The following is a 15,415-nucleotide window of genomic DNA, read 5'->3' as shown; positions in this document are numbered from 1 at the left end:
GGCACAATGAAGAGATGGCCCTCGCGCCATCTCTTTTTTTTCATGCTGATATCCAGTGTCGTCCGGCCGAGTTGGCCGTTTATCGTTCAAAACAGGAATTTTTATGCTGTTTATGGGTTACCTCCTGCTGGGGGCCTTTGCTGGCATGCTGGCGGGGCTGTTCGGGATTGGCGGTGGATTGATCATTGTCCCCGTGCTGGTCATGACCTTTCGCGCCCAGGGCATCGACCCTGAAATAATTACCCATCTGGCCCTCGGCACTTCCCTTCCCACCATGATCTTTACCGGATTCAGCTCGCTTAGAGCGCACCAGGAAGCGGGCGCCGTCGACTGGGTGATGATCCGCCGATTAGGGGCTGGTATGTTGGTTGGTGCCTGGCTCGGTGGTATGACGGCCAATCTGCTCAGTGCCAGTACCCTCAATATCATTATCGGCTGCTTCGCCTGGACTATGGCGCTGCAGATGGGGCTTAACCTCAAGCCCAAGGCGGAAAGACACCTGCCAGGAGCGTTCGGCACAGGCATCGCCGGTACCATCATTGGCTGGATGTCAGCGCTGTTTGGTATTGGCGGTGGCTCGCTGACCGTCCCTTATCTGAGCTGGAACTCGGTGCCAATGCGCAATGCGGTAGCGGCCTCTGCAGCTTGCAGCATGCCCATCGCGCTGGCGGGGAGCCTCAGCTACCTCTATGCGGGTTGGGGTCATGCCGATCTGCCCGAGTGGAGTGTGGGCTACATCTATCTGCCCGCCCTGCTGGGCATTGTGCTGACCAGTACCCAGTTTGCCCGCCTTGGTGCCAAGCTGGCACACCGATTGTCACCAAGACGCCTCAAGCAGGCATTTGCTCTGCTGATGCTGCTGGTGGGGGCGAAATTTATGCTGTTTAGCTGATTCATTCGGCAGATTGTTGAAAAATAAGGCAAACGAACAATCGAAGGGTAGAAAGCCGTTGCATTGAACGCCCAGTTTGCCTATTCTCCTCCCCGGTGGTCCTATTGGTCCTCTCGCATTGATAACCCGTCGACCTGGTCAGGACCGGAAGGTAGCAGCCAAGGCGGGGGACTCGAGTGCCGGGATGTGGCTGGTAGGGCCACCACTTGTTTCTGCAATTCAATAAGTTAGCTTCCTAAAGCCCTTGGTCATCCACTTTGTGTGGACGACGAGGAGCTCATCGATGAATCTCTGGCTCAGTCCCCACGGCATCTGGTATTACCGGAAAGTCACCACGCTCCCCTGTGGTCGCCGCAAAGAGATCAAAAAATCCCTGCATACCAGAGACAAACTTTGTGCACGTCACAAGGTGACTCAGCTGCTTGCCTGCGTACGTTCCAGACCCAAGCCCATTCAGTTGCCTGCAGAGGTCAATGTTGCCCCACATGAGCAATCAGTAGCCCGGAATCCGCGGTTTTATTGCTTGGTGACACGCATGGCTGCGTTGTATTTAAGCCGACCATGGGAAATATGTCTGTTTATCTCGCTTAGCAGCGTCTCTTTATTGATGGGCTTGGTGATATACCCGTTCATGCCATGGGAAAGATAGTATTGCTTGGATTCCGGCATCGCATCAGCCGTCAGGGCGATGATGGGAATATCTGCCCAAGGCATCTGGGAGGTGCGGATCCGGGTGGTGGCCACCAGACCATCCATCACTGGCATCTGGACATCCATCAACACCAGATCAAATTCGGTGTGACCCAGTTTCTCCAGCGCCTCTTCTCCCTGAACGGCCAGTGTGACCTGATGGCCCACGGAGTCGAGCATGGCGCCGATCACCTTGCGGTTGGTGGCATTGTCATCAACCAGCAAGATGCGATAGCTCTCCTGATCCAGCGGCTTGGACGGCAGGCAAACAATCGAGGGGCTCGTGGCTCTGGCGGGCCAGATGTAGGTAAAAGTACTGCCATGTCCCTCGCTGCTCTCTACCGAGATATCGCCGCCCATCAGGCGTGCGAGGTTACGGGATATTTCAAGTCCCAGGCCCGATCCGCCATATTGGCGGGTGATCGAGACATCCGCCTGGGCGAAACGTTGAAACAGGTTCTTTAGCTGACTTTTGCTCATGCCGATCCCTGTGTCCTGGATTGAGATGCGTATCGAGTGGCGATCCTGCTCCAACAGGGTGCTATCAACATGGATCTTTACTTCCCCCTGATGGGTGAACTTGATGGCATTGCTCACCAGGTTGAAGAGGATCTGGCGGACCCTCAGCGGGTCGATCATCAACCACTCCGGCGTATCGGGGGCAACAGTCAGGGTCAGTTTGATCCCTTTTGCATCGCAGTTGCTCTGCATCAGGGCCCGGATATCCTCCAGCAGCTGGGGCAAGTGATGGGGGGCCAGTTGCAGCTCGATCTTGCCCTCTTCCAGCTTGGATACATCCAGAATGTCGTTAAGCAGACCGAGCAGATGGTTTGCCGATTCCCGCGCCGTCTCCAGATAGTCTCGCTCCCTTGGGTCCATATCCCGGTCGGCCAGCAGTGAGAGCATGCCGAGAATGCCATTCATGGGGGTGCGAATTTCATGGCTCATGTTGGCCAAAAAGCTGCTTTTGGCTCTTGTGCCGGCCTCTGCCGCCTGATTTGCCCGCAGCAGTTTGTCATTGAGCTGCTGCATCAGTTTGTGCTGCAGAAACGAGATATTCATTTGCCGCCAGATCAGCAGGGCGAGCACAAAGAGCAGCGCAAATTGCAGGGTTGCGATGAGTGTCGTCGTGATGATCTGCTCCCTCACGCTGTCGCGACGCGCCACATCAAACAGGGTCGCCTGCTGGTTCACCTCCAGAGTCAGCTGATGGAGCAGGGGGAGCAGGGAGGCAAGCTGTTGGCGCAGCTCCTGATGGGCAAGATTGTCGAGCGGCTTGGTGGCTTCCGGGCCGAGCCAGATATCCGCCAGAGAGATGTAGGATCGAATGGCTTTGCTTGCCTGCTGGTAGATCTCTGTTTGCTGAAGCAGGCTGCGATCCTTGCTCTCCAGCACCAGATCCATGCGGCTGACCAGAATATCGTATCTGAGCTGGAAGGTCGGTTGCGACTCATGGAGCAGCGAGCTTTGAAAACGCAGCGCTTCGTTATAGAGCTGGAAATAGTTCCACATCACGTTGTCTTCGCCCTGGCTGGTACTGCGCTGCAGATCCTGAAATTGCCGATACTGAATGGTACCAATACCGGCAAAGGCTAGGAGCAGCACACAAAGCACCACAAACAAGAAACGTTGACTGGCCGCCATGGAACGCATGATGGGATTTACTCCACTTTTATCGCACTGATCTGCCAGATAGCCCGACCGTAATAGAGCTTGTTTTGCAGTTCGGGATATTGATCGAACGGATAGACAAGGAACAGCGGCCCTTTGTCACGCACCGACAGTGGCTTGCCATTGATGGTGCGAGCGAGGATGACCCGATACTGCTCGGCATCGCTTGTTGGCACCTGTACCGAGTAGTCATTGAGCGCGGTAATGGTGAGCTGTTTGCCGGTTGCCCCGACCTTGGCCAATACATCTTGCAGCAGCGGGCCGCGAAAGGTCTTGGCTTCGTCATACCAGGGGGTATGGGTTTTGATTTCGTGTACCGGCAGTTGATCCAGCATGGCGCTGTCCCACAGGGCCAGAGCCTGATGAGTGGGGCTGCTGATGGCGCCTTCAACCTTCAATACGGCGCTGTCAGGGGAGGGGGCTGCGTATGCGGTGCCGCAAAGGGCTGCCAGCAGTGGTGCTATGTACAGGCCTGCTTTCATGATCTCTCCTTCCTGGAAAATGGCGGCATGGGGGCCGAGCCAACGGTGGCTTGTGAGCTGTGTGCAAAGGCAAGCAATAATCGGGCCCAGTCTAATGTGCTTGAATTATCAGTGATTTAGCCTGTTATCGGGCGATCTCGGCCAAGGTGAATTGCAGTTTGCAACGTGCGGGGGAGGTTAATTGCAATTTGGCAATCAAAACGAGGCGTGGGTGTTGGCGAATAAGGCACAAAGAGTATCATTTGGAGAACAAGTGCCGTGGCACTGCCCGGCATAACATTTGCAACGTGCTGAATGCCGTGACAGCAAATAGTCTGAGAATCGACAAGGAGCTAGCGATGGAAAGCATGACTTACACCCTTAATGATATCCAGGTAGTGGTACTGGAAAACGAGTTTGACGCGATGGCCGTCAGTGAGCTCCGCCCGTTGTTTGAAACCCTCTCGACCCACCCGGGAGATATCCTGGCCGATATCAGCGATGTTCATTTTATCGACTCTTCGGGGATCGGAGCCTTGGTATTTCTCTATAAAAGATTGATTATGAACGGGCATCAGATGGCCCTTGTCTGCGGACCCGGTCAACCCCATGACCTGCTGGAGATGCTGCATATTGACCGAGTGATCCCCTGCCATGAGAGCATCAAGGCCTATATGCGCTCCCGTGGCATGATGGCCGCTGCATCATGAAACGCTTTGGTATCCTGCTCTCGTCCATTCTGCTGTCGGGTTGTGCGCAGTGGCCGCCACAGGGGTATGGCGGCATGGCCGAGGCAAGACCCACCCGTATTCCGGTCAATGAGGATGAACGGCGGGTCTGGTCTCGTTATGATGAGCGTCAGAAGGAACTCGACTTGCAGCTGACGGAATTAAAGCAAGCGAGTCTGCAGGGGTGTATGCCTGCCGAGTTGAAACGGCTACAATCTCAACGTATTGATATCGAACGGGATATGCACGGACGGCTCTGGTCGGATGTAGCCTGGCGTCAGACCGTGTTGGCACAATCACTACAACAAGTACGTTTGCGGCTGCAACAGACAACAGCGGATGGCTGTCGTGCTGATTGGTCAGGGCTCCCCTTACGCCAATGGGGGCAGACGTAACAGACGAAAAGGATGTCTATGAAACGGGGCGCTCTCGAAGGATTGATCTGTGTTCTCTTGCTGTTGTTCACCTGCCCGTTACTGGCCTCCACCTTGTTGGCTCCCGGTGATCGGTTGGCCATAGTGCAACCCGGTGAGCCTGCTTTTGATCAGCCTTTCCAGATCAACAAGCAGGGGGAGATTGCACTGCCTGAAGTTGGCAACGTCGTGGTGGGGGGGAAGACCCTGCAACAGGCGGATGAGCTGATCCGCACCGCCCTCAAACCTGTTTACAACAACCTCTCTCAATTGACCGTCACCTTGCTGGAGAAGCGGCTGCTGATCAGCGTGATGGGCTATGTCAAAAAACCCGGCAGTTATGATCTGGCGCCCGATGGCAACGTGCAGATGGCCCTCGATGCCGCTGGTGGTCTGGTGCCCGGTGCCCAGCTCAACAACATGCAGGTGCGGCGCGGCAGCACGGTCTCTAGCTTCGACTACAAGCGTTATCTCGATACCGGTGATGCCAGCGTGTTGCCGCCATTGCAATCCCTTGATGTGGTGTTCGTACCCGCCTCTCCGCTGATCGGCAACGTGCAGATCGATTTTGATGCGGCAACCCTGGCGGCAGGCGGGGATGGCGATACCGGCAAGGCGATCAAGGTGTTTGGCGAGGTCAACAGCCCCGGCGCCTTCAGTTTCAAGAGTGGCAACTCCATCGTGGATCTGCTGATGCGGGCAGGTGGGGTAACCCGTTTTGCCGGGGTGGAGCGGATCCGGGTGATCAATGGTGATGCCCCCGAACTGTTCGATCTCAAAGCCTATCTCGACTCCGGCAACAACAAGCTGCTGCCCAATCTGGCGCCGGGCGCCACCATCTTCGTGCCCAAGGATGAAGAGCAGATAAAACGGGGGGCACGCACTATCTACATCATGGGCGAGGTGTTCAAACCCGGCGCCTATGAGGGGCGGGAAGGGGACTCTTTCCTCGATATTCTGGCCAATGCCGGTGGCCCGACCCGCTATGCCGAGAGTCGCCAGATCCGTTTGCTGCGCACCGATGGCACGATCGAACCCATCGACTTGCAGGCCTATACCGAAGGGATGCAAAAGGCGCTGCCCCAAGTCAAACCAGGTGATGCCATCTTTGTGCCGGAAAAGACCGATATCAACGAGAAGTCCTGGTTGAAGGTGGCACCCGGGCGGGCGGTGATGGTGATGGGGGCGGTGCGGATCCCGGGCCGCTATGAATGGTCTGACGAAATGTCGCTGCTGGATCTGATCGCCCACGCCGGAGGGCCCAACGAGCGGGCCGATATCGCCAAGGTGCAGATCCTGACCGCCGAAGGGGGGCAGGCCACGCCAACCCTGTTTGATCTCGACAAGTTCCTTCATCAGGGCGGGGCGCTGGCCAGCCTGCCGAAGATCCGGGCCGGATTCACCATCATGATCCCCGAGCTGCCCACCGATCCCAGTGACAACAAGTCCCAGTGGGTGCGCCAGTCACCGGACAGTTCCATCTATATCTTCGGTCAGGTCGGAGCCCCCGGTCGCTATGCCTTCAATGAGCAGATGGGCTTTATCGACATCCTGTCGGCCGCCGATGGTCCGACTGCGGCGGCGGATCTGCGCAATGTGCGCATCGCCCATCGCAGTGGCAGCACGGCGCGGGTCAGCAAGCTCGACCTTGCCCTCTACTTTGAAACCGGCGATGAAACCTTGCTGCCCAAGGTGCTGCCCGGCGACTCCATCTACCTGCCGGAGAAGAATCGTCCCTGGCTAGACGAGCCCAAGGAGAACACCATTCGGGTGTTGGGGGCGATTGCCCGCCCTGGGCGCTACCGCTTTGACTCCTCCATGACCCTGCTGGATCTGCTGGCCGAGGCGGGGGGCCCGACCAGCAGCGCCTATATCAAGAAGATTGTGGTGATCAACATGGCCACCAGTGGTCAGGGGGATCAGGCCCGCAGCTTCGATCTCGACGGCTTTGCCAAAGAGCCCGACTTTAGCCAGTTACCGGTGCTGCGCGCAGGGGACACCGTCTTTATCCCTGATAGCAAAAGCAGCAACTGGGCCATCTTCATGGATGGTATGCGCGACATTTTGACCACGATCTCGGTGGTGGCCCTGGTCGGAACGCTTTGATATGAGCATCCCCATTCAATATCTGGAGCTCGAATCCCTCTACGCGGCGACGGTCGCCCGGGGGATCCGCTCGCTGGCGGTCACCTCGTCAGAAGGGGGAGAGGGGGTTAGCTCCATCTGCGATGCGCTGGCAAGGCGCTCGGAGGCGGATGGGCTGCGCACCCTGCTGGTGGATCTCAACCTCTATCATCCCGGCCGCGCCACGGCGATTGCCTGGGGGCCCAATGATGTGCCCGAGCCGGTAGCCACTGGCCGCTCCTTGTCCTTGCTCCCGGCGCCAGGCAAGGATCTGATGGCCTTTCGCAACAAGGATACCTTGCGTCAGCTGCTGGTTCGCTGGCTGGAGCATTACGATGTGGTGATCTTCGATACCTCGCCGCTCACCGCTCTCAATCGGGGCAATATTCCGGCCGATCAGGTGTGTGGGGCCTGTGAAGGGGCGCTGCTGGTGGTACTGGCGGGGGTGACCCCGACGACCGTGGTACAAAGTGCGGTGGATAAACTGACTCGTGCCGAGGCCAATCTGATTGGCGCAGTCTATAACGACAAACTCAACCCAGGGCTGGCCAGCGAGATCCTGCGCGAGCTCAACCGGCTGCCCAGCAACCGGGTGACCGAATGGCTCAAGCGCTGGTGCCGGCGCAGTGCCTTGCTCAATTTCCGGATCTGATCGCCCGCTGATGGAGGCCCGATATGGATGACTGGTTGCGATCTGCTCCGGCAACCCTGCAGTCGGTACGCGAACTGCGCAACCGGCTGGCACAGGGGCTCTCCCTGTTTCAGGTATCCCCAAAGGATCAAGCCAACTGGCTGCTCTGTTTCAGTGAGCTGGCCACCAATAGCGTCAAACACACAGTCCCTCCCGCGACCAGGCTCTGGCTCACGCTGAAAGAGGATGAAACGGGCTTGAGTCTGATACTGGAAGATGATGGCGGCCCGCAACCCGGTCTTGCCAGCGCGCAGTTACCCGATGAGCTGCAGGAGGGGGGATACGGGCTGGCGCTGGTGCACCAGCTGTTTGCCGAGGTGCACTTCTCTCGCGACGGTGAGCGCAATCGCGTGACTCTTCGCCAGCAGGGCCCGGTCAACCAACTGCCGGTGCTTGCGGTGATCGACGATGACAAGGTGATGCGTGCCCTGCTCACCGCCTACCTTCATGAGCACTACCGGGTTGAAAGTTATGCCGACTCCCATGCCGCCCTGCTGGCGCTTGGAAAGCAACCTCCCGCGCTGGTGCTCTCCGATATCGAGATGGAAGGGATCGATGGCTTTGGGCTGCGCCAGCAGTTGATGAAGGATCCCAAGATGAAGGGGGTGCCCTTTATCTTCCTGACCGGTCATCAGGATCAGTGGACCCAGAGTCGGGCGGGGGCGCTGGGGATCGATGACTTTCTGGTCAAACCCATCACCAAGCAGGACCTGTTGCTGGCGGTTTCGCGGGTGCTGCAACGCTCGGAGCAGCTCAAGTCGCAATGGGGCGAGCAGCTGGATCAGCGCATGACCTCGGCGCTGCGCCCGTTATTGCCCGCCACCTCCATAGGGGGATACCAGCTGGCGTTGCAAACCCGTGCGGCCACCGTGGGGGGCGGGGACTTTCTGCTGGTCAAGGATCGGGTGCTGTGGCTCGGGGATGTGATGGGCCACGATGCGGAAGCCAAGTTCTTCGCCCATGCCTATGCCGGTTATCTGCGCGGCTTGCTGACCGCCCACGATCTGGAGCGCGCCCCCGCCCGTTTGCTGACCATCTTGTCGAATGCGGTTCACAGTGATCCATTATTGGGGGCTACCCTGCTCACCACCCTCTGTATTGAGCTCGGCAACGAGGGGCGGGTGCAGTGGGCCAGCGCGGGCCACCCTGCGCCCTGGCTGGTCGGGCCCGGTACCATCCGTCAGGTCGGCGTGACCGGCCCCTTGCCCGGTTTGCGCCCGGATCCCCACTTCGTGACCAATGAGCGTCAGCTCAAGCCCGGCGAGATCCTGCTGTTCTGGACCGACGGCCTGCTCGATAGCCGTGATGCCGCAGAGCGCCAGCGCTGGGAGGCGCAGCTAAAAGAGATCTGCCTGACCTCGGGGCCCGGTCTTGAGCAACTGGCTCATCGCATTGCCCGCTGGTTTGATGAGCGCATCAATGATGCCGCCCTCGATGACATGACCCTCCTGCTGGTCGCCTGTCCCGGCGCCTGATCCATGCCTGACTGGCCCGCTCTATGCAACGCCTCATTTCAGGTGGCATGGAGCCACGGGAGGAGGTGCCTATGTTACCCATGCAGCAGATCTGGCTGGCCATCGATGCGCGTCAGGTCGGTGGAATAGAAGTTCACATTATCCACTTGGCCAACGATCTGCTGGCCAGGGGATTTCGCCCCACCATAGTGCTGGTGAGCAACCACGGCATGACCCCCTTTACGACCCTGCTCAAACAACAGGGCTTGCCCTATGAGGTGTGCCACAACAGCCGCGATTTTATGCGCCGTCTGGCCCGCCAGCCTGCCTCTGTGCTGATCCATACCCACGGCTACAAGGCCGGGGTGCTGGGGCGGTTGACAGCCTGGTTCACCGGTAAATCGGTAGTTTCGACCTTTCACAGCGGGGATGACGGGGAGGGTTTGCTGAAGTTTTACAGCTGGCTGGATCGCACCACAGCGCGTTTTGCGAAGTGTATTGCAGTGAGCGAGCCCATCGCTCGCAAATTGCCTGTGCCAAGCACGGTGATCAGCAATTTTGTCCCCATGCCTGCGACGCCGGCTACGGTAACTGGCAACCGGATTGCCTTTGTCGGCCGCCTCTCGCCGGAAAAGGGGCCGGAGGCGTTTTGCCAGCTGGCCGCCTTCTGCCCAGACGGGGCGTTTCATCTCTACGGGGATGGCCCCATGAAAAGTGCCTTGTTGCAGCAGTATGGTGATCGCGTCCAGCTTCATGGTTTCCAGAACATGGCCAATGAGTGGCACAACATCGACCTGCTCTGCATCACCTCCCGATTTGAAGGGTTGCCGCTGGTGGCCCTGGAGGCGATGGCTCACGGCATACCGGTCTGTACCTTTGCGGTGGGGGGCCTGGTCAACCTGATCGACCACAAGTCTAATGGCTGGCTGGTGGAGCCCGGCCATGTGCGGGATATGGCTGAGCTGGTCAACTACTGGCTGCGCAGCGATGGGGTGGTGCGCAGCAAAATGAGTCAGGCGGCGCGCAACACCATAACCAAGGGTTACAGCGTCAACAACAGAGTGACCGATATTCTGGCCGTTTACGGCGCCTGAATCCCAGAGAAACCTGTCAAAACGAGTGGCCGCTGGCTACTCGTTTTTTTATGTGCCGGTGTTAGAGGTCGCAGGGGGCGGATTGCTTCTGTGATCACGCAACGCTCGGGTTTCTGCAGTGGGTCAAGCGGACATCAGGCCTGTGGATGGGGCCAGATGATGGCGATCAGATCGCTGACTTCTCGGTGATTACCGCGGACGTGCCACAAAGATGCGCCATAAAAAAGGCCATTGCAGTGGCAATGGCCTGATGGTCTCGAGGTGTGGCTGAGATTGGCGGGATTAGCGCCCCTTCTTGCCGACCATGATGGCGATCGTCTTGCCGATGATATGCACATCCTGCACCAGCCAACGCCAGGGGTGGAGCAGGGCAACCGAGTAGGCCAGATCGAACGCTAGCTTGCTGCGCACATCATCGAGCGACTCGTCGTAACCCTGATTGACCTGGGCCAGACCGGTGATGCCGGGGGCCACTTCATAGGTGCGTTCGATAAAGTACGGCACCGCATCTTCCAGCCGGTTGGCGATCCCGGGCCGCTCCGGGCGGGGGCCTATCAGTGACATCTCCCCCTTGAGCACATTGATAAACTGCGGCAGCTCATCGAGCCGGGTTTTGCGCAGAAAGTCGCCGCTGCGGGTGATCCGGCTGTCCCCCTTGCCACACCAGACCGGCCCGGTGGCCGCCTCGGCGTCGGCGCGCATGGTGCGAAACTTGATCATGAAAAAGAGCTCGGTATAGGTGGCATGGCTGCGCCCGATCCGCAGCTGACGAAAGAACACCGGCCCCGGGCTATCGAGCCGGATGGCCAGCATGATCAGCGGCCACAGTGGCAGCGTCAGCAGCAGGCCAAGGGTGGCACCGAGCAGATCCATGCTGCGTTTGACCACCAGGGTCAATCTTGGAATGGGGTGTGTCATACGGCTTTCTCCTGTGACATGAAACGTATGGGGGCGCGCAGGCAGTAGCGCAGGGTGCCCATGCCGTTGTACCAGTGTCCGAGTACCAGATAGTGGATCTTGCGAAACAGATTGGGCCAGGGGTGCACAGGGGTCAGCTGGATCAAGATGACCAGCAGATACCCCAGCAGTTGCAGTCCCAGCAGCAGCTGAAACAGCAGGGATTGGGTGGCCAGCGGGATGGCGCAGAGCCACAGCAGGGTCAGGCAGAGCGGCATCAACACCCGCAGTCCCTTGCCACTGGCAAAGTTGAAGGCAACCCAGCCGAATTTGGGGTGCAGCAGGGGCAGCAACCGCAACAGCTGCTGGGTGTTGCCAGCGCCGATCCGCTTGCGCCGTGTCGCCTCCAGCGCGGCATCGGAAACTTCCAGCTCCAGTGCGGCGCAGCGATTGTCATAGACGGCGCGATACCCCTTGGCGATGGCCTGCATCGGCAGGATGAAATCGTCGTTGATGGTATCGGCGGCCAGCGGGGTGAGGCACTCCCGGCGCATCATGTAAAAGGCCCCGTGGGCACCCAGCATGCCACCAAGGGCCGATTCGCAGAGCTTGATCTGGCTTTGATAGTGCCAGTAACTCTCCTCGCCCTGTGAGCCCGGTTGCCAGAAGCGGTATGCTTCCCCGACCACCCCTACTTTGGGATCGGCAAAATGGGCGACCGCCAGCAGCAGGCTGTCGATGGGCAGCAGGGCCGAGACATCGCTGAAAGCAACCAGATCGCTGTGCACCCGGGTCATGGCCTCGTTGAGCACGGCGACCTTACCGCGATTGAGGGGGTGATCAAACAGCCTGATCTGTAACTGCTGCAGGGCGGGATCTCCGAGCTGGCTTAGCGCAATGGGGTAACTGTTGTCGCTGCAGCCGTCGAAATGCACATGCACCCACAGCTTGTCGGCGGGGTAATCGAGGCTGGCGAGGTTTTGCAGCTTGGCCGCGATGGTCGCCGCCTCGTTGTAGACCGGCATCAGCAAAGTGATGGTCGGCAGCGCCTCATCGGCGGCCTCTGCTTTGAATCCCCGATCCAGAGGGCGGGGCGGATTGGCTACCTTGCGCGCCTGCCGACCACCGAATTTGAGCAGCAGGGGATAGCCGACATGGTGGTAGACCACCAGTACAGCGCACAGCCAGAACACGATCATGATCCATTCCATGGGATGCTCCTCTGGTCATCGGGTCGCTTGATCAGCGGCTGTAGAGCTGCTGATAGGCCTGAGCCATCCGGCTCAAGCTGCTTTGCTTGCACACAAACTCACGGGTGACGGCACGCAGGCTATGGCACTGCAGCAACCCTTGTGCCAGAAGCTGGGCAAGGCGGCCGGGATCCCGCTCCGACAGGATATGGCCGCTGGTCTGACAGACGATCTCTCTGGCCGCCCCCACGTCGCTCATCACCACCGGCACCCCGCACGCCTGTGCTTCCAGCACGCAAAGCGGCATCCCCTCCGCCAGCGAGGGGAGGCAGAAGATATCCAGCCCCTGATAGAAGCGCGGCATGTTTTCGACCAGCCCCAGAAAATGGACCCGATGAGCGATTCCCAGTTGCTGACACTGTTGTTGCAACGCATTTTGCAAACTGCCGACCCCAGCCAACGCAAGATGCACCTCTTCCGGCAGGGCGCGGATCGCCTCCAGCAGCAAGGTGTGACCCTTGACCGACTCAAGGCGGGCGGCGCAGCCAATCAACTTGACCCCTTGCGGCAATCCCATCTCCTGACGGGCGAGGGCAGCGGCGCCCGGGGCAAAGCGCTGCTCATCGATGCCGTTGGGGATCACGGTTGGCGACAGCTGGCCCAGCTTGGCCAGCAGCTGGTTGGCCACCGGCGTGGCATCGGCCACCAGAATGGGTTTGAAGGCGCGCAGCCCCCACAGGGCCAGCATGCGCTGATGGGGATCATCGAGATACCAGGCATCGTGCTCTGTGTGTACCAGGGTGGGCACCCGGGCCAGCCGACTGGCGAGGCCGCCATAGAGCATGGGCCCCAGATGGTGGGTATGTACCGCGACGGGCTTGAGTTGGCGCAGCAGTCGGGTGAGCCGCCAGAGGGTTACCAGCGACCAGCCTGCGGGCTTTTCCAGACAGTGAATGTGGCCCGCGAAGGGATGCAGGGCGGGCCATGCCCTTAGCACATCCCCTTTGCGCCCTTCGAGGGAGATGATGTACACTGGCTGCTCGGCAGGGCTCGCCTGCGTGAGGTTGAGCACCATGGTCTCCAGCCCGCCGGGCTGCAGGTGCTGCACGATTTGCACGACAGGTGGAACAGCAGGTTGCAGGACAGACCGAACGACGGGCTGGGGGATGGTGCTCCTGCGGGGATGGGGTCTGTGCGACGGGGTTGATGACAACATGGTTCGCGCTCCGGCAAGGGAAGGGGTAACACCCCGGATAACGGGAGAATGCGAATCTTGTACCACTCTTGCGATCTACCCACAGAGGCGATCAGCTCCTCTGGTGGCACTGCCTTTGCATCGTGCGGGGGAGGGCTTTTCTCAGGGAGTGATGCCATGCCTGTCCAGTTCTATTACAACCTCTACATCATTCTCTTTGCCGCCTGGCGCCGTCGCTATCTGCTGGTGATCCCGGTACTGGTGATGCCGCTGGTGGGCGTGACGATCGGCCTGCTCACCCCCAAGGAGTATGAGAGCCGCACCACCTTTATGGTGCCGCAAGATGCCAACCAGACCCCGACCCTCAAGGATCTGATCACTCAGGAGAGTCTCAAGGATCGCTTTGCGGTGCTCGAAGCCCTGCTGCGCAGCCGTTATGTGCTGGACGGGGTGGCGCGGGATCGCGGTCTGGTCAATGACGAGACCCCCCCAGCCCAGCGCGATGCCATCATGGATTGGCTCTCGAGTGCCGTCTCGCTGCGGCTGATTGGCGATGAGGTGATCGAGATAAAGGTCAAAGCGGATTCGGCGGCCAACAGCGCCGGTTTGCTCGAAGCCATTTCACGGCGCTTTTTCTTCAACCTGCTCAGCAAGGGGCGCCAGTCGGCGGAATCGTCCGAACGTTTCCTGCAAAGCCAGCTCGACAGCCGCCGCAGCGAACTGCAAGCAGCCGAGCAGCTGCTCGCCGACTTCAAACGGGAGCATGCCAGCGCCTTGCCCCAGCAGCAGAGTACCAACGTCGCCCGTCTCTATGGCTTGCAGGAGCGTTACGCCGAGAGCCTGATCACCCTGCAGCAGGCCAAGGCCCGGGTCGATCAGCTATCGCTGGGGCAGGAGAGTCAGCTGGCCCGCCAGCTGGATGAGAAGCTCCAGCTGATGCGCACCGAGCTGGTGTTGCTGCGGGCCCGCTACAGCGACGAGCACAGCAAGGTGCAGAGTTTGCGCTATCAGATTGACCAGTTGCAGCAGGAGTTTGAGCAGCTCAAATCTCAACCGGATATGGCCCGCGGGCCCGAGTGGCAGCTGGCCCAGACGCAGCTGACGGAGGCGGAGCAAAACGCCGCCGGCCTGAAGAACCAGCTGGATGGGCTGGACAAGGTGGTCGACTCCCAGGGAGATACCGAGCGCCAGCTCGCCGAGCTGGAGCGGGATCTGGCGGTCAAGCGCACCCTCTATCAGGATTTGCTGCTGCGCTATGAGAAGGCCAAGGTGACCGGCGATCTGGGCAACTTCGAGCAGGGGGAGCGGATCAAGGTGATCGACAAACCCTTTGCCCCCAGCAAGCCGAGCAACTACCCGCTCTGGCTGTTTCTGCTGGCGGGCATTGTTGGCGGGTTGGGGCTGGGCTGCGGTCTGGCGCTGGTGGCCGAATTGGCGGATGCCAGCCTGCGCCGCTCCGATCAACTGGCCGCCCTGGTCAAGGCACCGGTGCTAAGCCGCATTCCCTACTGCGAACCGGTGCCGGACTATCCATCCAATAGTGATCATGCGCTGGATGGGCAGGTGCTGCCTTTGTCACCTGAGCCGGGTTGATTGTGGTAAAAGCGGGCTATCAGCCTGAATCTGGATATGTCTGAAAAGGCCTTGTGATAAGGCCTTTTTTATATTGTTGTCCCATCCTGAATATGGTTTACACCTTCCCCCCCAATAAATGGAGAACCCGATGGGACAAGGTGTGAAACGGACACAGCGCGATTACTCGCTGACTTTTAAACTGGCACTGGTCGAGCAAATTGAAAAAGGCGAGCTCACCTATAAACAGGCTCAGGCGCGTTATGGCATTCAGGGCCGCTCCACCGTTCTGGTATGGTTGCGTAAACATGGTCGGCAAGATTGGAGCCAGGGGGCTTCTGTA

The 15,415-nt window shown here is 59.3% G+C and carries 13 protein-coding genes, 1 other RNA gene and 1 pseudogene; 10 read left to right on the top strand and 5 right to left on the bottom strand.

Annotation, left to right across the window (positions count from 1 at the left end; genetic code table 11):
- Positions 1–103: 103 nt before the first annotated feature.
- Together LRL22_RS11275 and ffs are read left to right on the top strand one after the other, a co-directional pair.
- On the top strand, positions 104–892 hold the full coding sequence (locus LRL22_RS11275) for a sulfite exporter TauE/SafE family protein (RefSeq protein ID WP_270905410.1): 789 nt from the start codon (positions 104–106) through the stop codon (positions 890–892).
- 102 nt (positions 893–994) lie between these two features.
- Positions 995–1,091, top strand: an RNA gene (gene ffs, locus LRL22_RS11270) — signal recognition particle sRNA small type.
- 317 nt (positions 1,092–1,408) lie between these two features.
- Here the strand turns inward: ffs and LRL22_RS11265 are convergent.
- Together LRL22_RS11265 and LRL22_RS11260 are read right to left on the bottom strand one after the other, a co-directional pair.
- Positions 1,409–3,235: an ATP-binding protein gene (locus tag LRL22_RS11265; RefSeq protein WP_270905409.1), complete on the bottom strand. Its 1,827-nt coding sequence runs from the start codon at positions 3,233–3,235 to the stop codon at positions 1,409–1,411.
- Positions 3,236–3,243: 8 nt separating this feature from the next.
- A complete protein-coding gene (locus LRL22_RS11260; protein ID WP_005351410.1) occupies positions 3,244–3,735 on the bottom strand; it encodes a molybdopterin-dependent oxidoreductase in 492 nt (163 codons plus the stop codon).
- A gap of 338 nt (positions 3,736–4,073) precedes the next feature.
- On the opposite strand from LRL22_RS11260, the gene LRL22_RS11255 reads away from it, so the two are divergent.
- The 6 genes from LRL22_RS11255 to LRL22_RS11230 all read left to right on the top strand — a co-directional run bounded on the left by LRL22_RS11255 (position 4,074) and on the right by LRL22_RS11230 (position 10,218).
- A complete protein-coding gene (locus LRL22_RS11255; protein ID WP_005333409.1) occupies positions 4,074–4,424 on the top strand; it encodes an STAS domain-containing protein in 351 nt (116 codons plus the stop codon).
- Complete coding sequence (locus tag LRL22_RS11250) at positions 4,421–4,837, top strand: hypothetical protein (RefSeq protein ID WP_019445317.1); 417 nt, start codon at positions 4,421–4,423, stop codon at positions 4,835–4,837. The genes LRL22_RS11255 and LRL22_RS11250 overlap by 4 nt, the downstream gene beginning before the upstream one ends.
- An 18-nt stretch (positions 4,838–4,855) precedes the next feature.
- Positions 4,856–6,961: an SLBB domain-containing protein gene (locus LRL22_RS11245; protein WP_005360128.1), complete on the top strand. Its 2,106-nt coding sequence runs from the start codon at positions 4,856–4,858 to the stop codon at positions 6,959–6,961.
- Between the two features lies 1 nt (position 6,962).
- Positions 6,963–7,631 carry a tyrosine-protein kinase family protein gene (locus LRL22_RS11240; protein ID WP_005333403.1) on the top strand — a complete coding sequence of 223 codons (669 nt, stop codon included), beginning with the start codon at positions 6,963–6,965 and terminating at the stop codon, positions 7,629–7,631.
- Between the two features lie 23 nt (positions 7,632–7,654).
- Complete coding sequence (locus tag LRL22_RS11235) at positions 7,655–9,145, top strand: SpoIIE family protein phosphatase (RefSeq protein ID WP_270905408.1); 1,491 nt, start codon at positions 7,655–7,657, stop codon at positions 9,143–9,145.
- 71 nt (positions 9,146–9,216) lie between these two features.
- Positions 9,217–10,218, top strand: coding sequence for a glycosyltransferase family 4 protein (locus LRL22_RS11230; protein ID WP_270905407.1), 1,002 nt, complete (start codon positions 9,217–9,219; stop codon positions 10,216–10,218).
- Between the two features lie 282 nt (positions 10,219–10,500).
- Here the strand turns inward: LRL22_RS11230 and LRL22_RS11225 are convergent, their stop codons facing one another.
- The 3 genes from LRL22_RS11225 to LRL22_RS11215 are packed head-to-tail and all read right to left on the bottom strand — an operon-like array spanning position 10,501 to position 13,413.
- A complete protein-coding gene (locus tag LRL22_RS11225) occupies positions 10,501–11,136 on the bottom strand; it encodes a sugar transferase (RefSeq protein WP_139459340.1) in 636 nt (211 codons plus the stop codon).
- Positions 11,133–12,326, bottom strand: a complete 1,194-nt coding sequence (locus tag LRL22_RS11220; protein ID WP_270905406.1) for a glycosyltransferase family 2 protein — start codon at positions 12,324–12,326, stop codon at positions 11,133–11,135. The genes LRL22_RS11225 and LRL22_RS11220 overlap by 4 nt, the downstream gene beginning before the upstream one ends.
- 31 nt (positions 12,327–12,357) lie before the next feature.
- Positions 12,358–13,413, bottom strand: a complete 1,056-nt coding sequence (locus tag LRL22_RS11215; RefSeq protein ID WP_270905405.1) for a glycosyltransferase — start codon at positions 13,411–13,413, stop codon at positions 12,358–12,360.
- A 264-nt stretch (positions 13,414–13,677) separates the two neighbouring features.
- On the opposite strand from LRL22_RS11215, the gene LRL22_RS11210 reads away from it, so the two are divergent.
- A complete protein-coding gene (locus LRL22_RS11210; RefSeq protein WP_110303149.1) occupies positions 13,678–15,093 on the top strand; it encodes a GumC family protein in 1,416 nt (471 codons plus the stop codon).
- 130 nt (positions 15,094–15,223) lie between these two features.
- Positions 15,224–15,415 (top strand): annotated as a pseudogene (locus tag LRL22_RS11205) (helix-turn-helix domain-containing protein); the annotation flags it as partial.

Origin of the sequence: Aeromonas sp. PI_26, from assembly GCF_027854445.1 — a bacterium.
In the GTDB taxonomy this organism is placed as follows: Bacteria; Pseudomonadota; Gammaproteobacteria; order Enterobacterales; family Aeromonadaceae; genus Aeromonas; species Aeromonas veronii.
This window is presented reverse-complemented; position numbering and strand designations above follow the sequence as displayed.

Excerpts from the sequence above, each read along its gene's own strand:
- LRL22_RS11275 (WP_270905410.1), top strand. The coding sequence starts at position 104 with ATGCTGTTTATGGGTTACCTCCTGCTGGGGGCCTTTGCTGGCATGCTG.
- LRL22_RS11265 (WP_270905409.1), bottom strand. The coding sequence starts at position 3,235 with ATGCGTTCCATGGCGGCCAGTCAACGTTTCTTGTTTGTGGTGCTTTGT.
- LRL22_RS11260 (WP_005351410.1), bottom strand. The coding sequence starts at position 3,735 with ATGAAAGCAGGCCTGTACATAGCACCACTGCTGGCAGCCCTTTGCGGC.
- LRL22_RS11255 (WP_005333409.1), top strand. The coding sequence starts at position 4,074 with ATGGAAAGCATGACTTACACCCTTAATGATATCCAGGTAGTGGTACTG.
- LRL22_RS11250 (WP_019445317.1), top strand. The coding sequence starts at position 4,421 with ATGAAACGCTTTGGTATCCTGCTCTCGTCCATTCTGCTGTCGGGTTGT.
- LRL22_RS11245 (WP_005360128.1), top strand. The coding sequence starts at position 4,856 with ATGAAACGGGGCGCTCTCGAAGGATTGATCTGTGTTCTCTTGCTGTTG.
- LRL22_RS11240 (WP_005333403.1), top strand. The coding sequence starts at position 6,963 with ATGAGCATCCCCATTCAATATCTGGAGCTCGAATCCCTCTACGCGGCG.
- LRL22_RS11235 (WP_270905408.1), top strand. The coding sequence starts at position 7,655 with ATGGATGACTGGTTGCGATCTGCTCCGGCAACCCTGCAGTCGGTACGC.
- LRL22_RS11230 (WP_270905407.1), top strand. The coding sequence starts at position 9,217 with ATGTTACCCATGCAGCAGATCTGGCTGGCCATCGATGCGCGTCAGGTC.
- LRL22_RS11225 (WP_139459340.1), bottom strand. The coding sequence starts at position 11,136 with ATGACACACCCCATTCCAAGATTGACCCTGGTGGTCAAACGCAGCATG.
- LRL22_RS11220 (WP_270905406.1), bottom strand. The coding sequence starts at position 12,326 with ATGGAATGGATCATGATCGTGTTCTGGCTGTGCGCTGTACTGGTGGTC.
- LRL22_RS11210 (WP_110303149.1), top strand. The coding sequence starts at position 13,678 with ATGCCTGTCCAGTTCTATTACAACCTCTACATCATTCTCTTTGCCGCC.